At 71.6% G+C, this 3,019-nt stretch carries 3 protein-coding genes; 1 reads left to right on the forward strand and 2 read right to left on the reverse strand.

Going from position 1 to position 3,019, the window contains the following annotated elements:
• Positions 1 to 226 precede the first annotated feature (226 nt).
• Both MFF42_RS21215 and MFF42_RS21220 read right to left on the reverse strand, forming a co-directional pair.
• A complete protein-coding gene (locus MFF42_RS21215; RefSeq protein ID WP_238257530.1) occupies positions 227 to 820 on the reverse strand; it encodes a nucleotidyltransferase family protein in 594 nt (197 codons plus the stop codon).
• Positions 807 to 1,478: a TetR family transcriptional regulator gene (locus tag MFF42_RS21220; protein ID WP_373875204.1), complete on the reverse strand. Its 672-nt coding sequence runs from the start codon at positions 1,476 to 1,478 to the stop codon at positions 807 to 809. The genes MFF42_RS21215 and MFF42_RS21220 overlap by 14 nt, the downstream gene beginning before the upstream one ends.
• A 220-nt stretch (positions 1,479 to 1,698) precedes the next feature.
• On the opposite strand from MFF42_RS21220, the gene zigA reads away from it, so the two are divergent.
• Positions 1,699 to 2,919 carry a zinc metallochaperone GTPase ZigA gene (zigA, locus tag MFF42_RS21230; protein WP_238257532.1) on the forward strand — a complete coding sequence of 407 codons (1,221 nt, stop codon included), beginning with the start codon at positions 1,699 to 1,701 and terminating at the stop codon, positions 2,917 to 2,919.
• The last annotated feature ends 100 nt before the right edge of the window (positions 2,920 to 3,019 follow it).

Consider the following 3,019-nt stretch of genomic DNA (forward strand, 5'->3'; position numbering starts at 1 on the left):
CGCCTCCGCCCGGCAGCGGTCGGAGGCGAAGCGCGCGGCGCGGAAGACCTGATCTCGGCCTCGTACGGCTTTCGGCTCTTCGCTTCGGACTTTACCCGACCCCGTCATCGCGAGCGGCAGCGAAGCGATCCAGGGCGCGACGTGTCCGGATAGGTCGCGCCCTGGATCGCTTCGGCTTCGCCTCGCGATGACGGGAAGACACGAAAACGATCAAGCCGGAGGACTATCAGCTCCCCATCGCCTCCGGCGTGTCGACATCGAAGATCACCGCCGGATCGGCCGGCACCTCCAGCACGTCGCCGCGCCGTTTCAGGATCGGCCCGGCGCCGCGGTCGCCGGTCAGTGCGGCGAGGTCGGCACCGAGGCGGGCGAGGTCGAGCAGCACCGGGTTGCCGCGGCGCCCCTGGTTCACCGGCACCACGGCGGAGGGACGCGGCGCGGCGCCCGCATAGGCCGCGATCAGCGCATCGACATGGGCCGGCCCGATCCGCGGCATGTCGCCGAGCAGCACCACCGCCGCCGCCGTCTCCGGCGGCAGGGCGGCGAGGCCGAGGCGCAGCGAGGCCGAGAGGCCGGCGGCCGGATCGGGGTTCTCGACCAGCGTCAGGGCAAGGCCGTCGAGGGCGGCCCGCACGGCCTCCGCATGGGCGCCGAGGACCGCGACGACCGGCCCGGCCCGCGAGGCCAGGGCCGCCTCGGCGGCGCGCCGCACCATCGGCGTGCCGGCATAGGGCGCGAGCATCTTCGGCGCAGTCCCGAACCGGGAGCCGAGGCCGGCGGCGAGGATCACCGCGCCGACGCGCGGCTCAACCGCCGTCACCGCCGGACCTCGGCTGGCCGCGCAGGGGGATCTCGGTGAGGAGGCCGCCGACGCCGAGGCGCACGATGTCGGCCCGGGTCATGGACAGGCCCGCGAGGAGGCGGTGGAGGACGAAGTCGAAGCCGTTCTCCTTGGGCGAGCGGGCGCAGCCCGGCGCGCCGATCACCGGCACGGAGCCGAGGGCGCCGAGCAGCAGAAGGTTGCCGGGATCGACCGGCATGCCGAACTGCTCGACCCGGCCGCCCGCCGCCTCGAGCCCGGCGGGGATCACGTCGCGCCGGTCGGCGATGGCCGAGGCGCCGAACACCACGACCAGTTCCGCGCCCTGCGCGACCGCGTTCGTGACGGCGGCCGCGACGGCGCCGGCCTCGTGCCGCACGCGGGTCTCCGCCACGATGTGCGCGCCCGTCGGCGCCAGCCGCTCGGCGAGATCGGAGAAGCCGCGGCCCGCGACCTCCTCCAGCAAAGCCTCCCGGCCGCGGAAATGGCGGTAGAGCGCGGCGGGCGTGACGCCGACCAGCCGGGCCGCATCGACGAGGGTGAAGCCGCCGATGCCGCGCTCGGCGATGAAGCGGCGCGCGGCCTCGATCAGCGCCTCCTTGAGGTTGCCGTGATGGTAGCTGCGCCGGTCTCCCGGTCCCTCGCGCCAGGGTCGCACCCGTCCATTCCTCCGCGCTGACCGATCGCACGCATGTAACCGCCGGAGACTCGCATCGGTTACGCGCCGCGACGGCCCATGGTTCAGCCTGAAGCCATTCCGGCCTTTTCCTCCGAGTCGGTCTACGAGTCGACCATCTTTTCCGCCTGTCAGGCTTGACCTCGCCGCGGAAATGAAACGTTATAAAGTAACACTACCCTTCGCCGCTGTCGGACGTTTCATGCCTCAGACCGATGCCCGCCTTCCCGTCACCGTACTCTCCGGCTTCCTGGGCGCCGGCAAGACGACGCTGCTCAACCATGTCCTCAACAACCGCGACGGGCGACGCGTCGCGGTGATCGTCAACGACATGAGCGAGGTGAACATCGATGCCGACCTCGTCCGCCAGGGCGGCGCGGGTCTGTCGCGCACGGACGAGCGGTTGGTGGAGATGACCAACGGCTGCATCTGCTGCACCCTGCGCGACGACCTGCTCGCCGAGGTCCGCCGCCTCGCCGCCGAGCGGCGCTTCGACTACCTGCTGATCGAGGGGACCGGCATTGCCGAGCCGCTCCCCGTGGCCAGCACCTTCTCCTTCCGCGACGAGGCGGGCCACGCGCTGAGCGACGTCGCCCGGCTCGACACGATGGTGACCGTGGTCGATGCGGTGAACCTCCTGAAGGATTACGGCTCGAGCGACTTCCTGCGCCAGCGCGGCGAGACAGCGGGCGCCGAGGACAGCCGCACCCTGGTCGATCTCCTGGTGGAGCAGATCGAGTTCGCCGACGTGGTGGTGATCAACAAGGCCCGCGACGTCTCGCCGGACACGCTCGACCTCGTCCGCTCGGTGGTGCGGGGTCTGAACGCGGATGCGCGCATCGTCGAGGCCTCGCACGGGCAGGTCCCGTCGGAGGCGATCCTCGATACCGGCCTGTTCGACGAGGAGAAGGCGCAGGAACACCCGCTCTGGTTCAAGGAACTGTACCGTGCCCACGAGCACGTGCCCGAGACCGAGGAATACGGCATCGGCTCCTTCGTCTACCGGGCGCGGCGGCCGTTCGACCCGCAGCAGTTCCAGGCTTTCGCCAACACGACTTGGCCGGGGCTGATCCGGGCGAAGGGCCATTTCTGGCTCGCGACCCGGCCCGAATGGGTCGGCGAATTCTCGCTGGCCGGTGCCGTCGCGCATATCGGCGCCATGGGGTTCTGGTGGGCGGCGGTGCCGCGCCAGCGCTGGCCGGAGGAGGCGGTCTTTCGCGAGCGCCTCCACACGGTCTGGAGCGAGGTCTGGGGCGACCGGCGCCAGGAACTCGTCTTCATCGGCCGCGGCATGAATCGAGACGCGATCACCGCCGCGCTCGACGCCTGCCTCGTCGGCTCGGCGCAGATCCGGCGCTTCGATCCGGAGGCCTATCGCGACCTGCCCGATCCGTTTCCGGCCTGGCGCCGGGCGGCCGCCTGAGTCCGATGGGCTTCATCAGCCTGAAGGACTGGCGTGCCCGCTCGGCGGGACTGGCGCAAGCGGCAGCACCGCCTTCGCGCGGGCTGCCGCTTGCGCCAGT

Source organism: Methylorubrum podarium (assembly GCF_022179745.1).
Lineage (GTDB): Bacteria > Pseudomonadota > Alphaproteobacteria > Rhizobiales > Beijerinckiaceae > Methylobacterium > Methylobacterium podarium.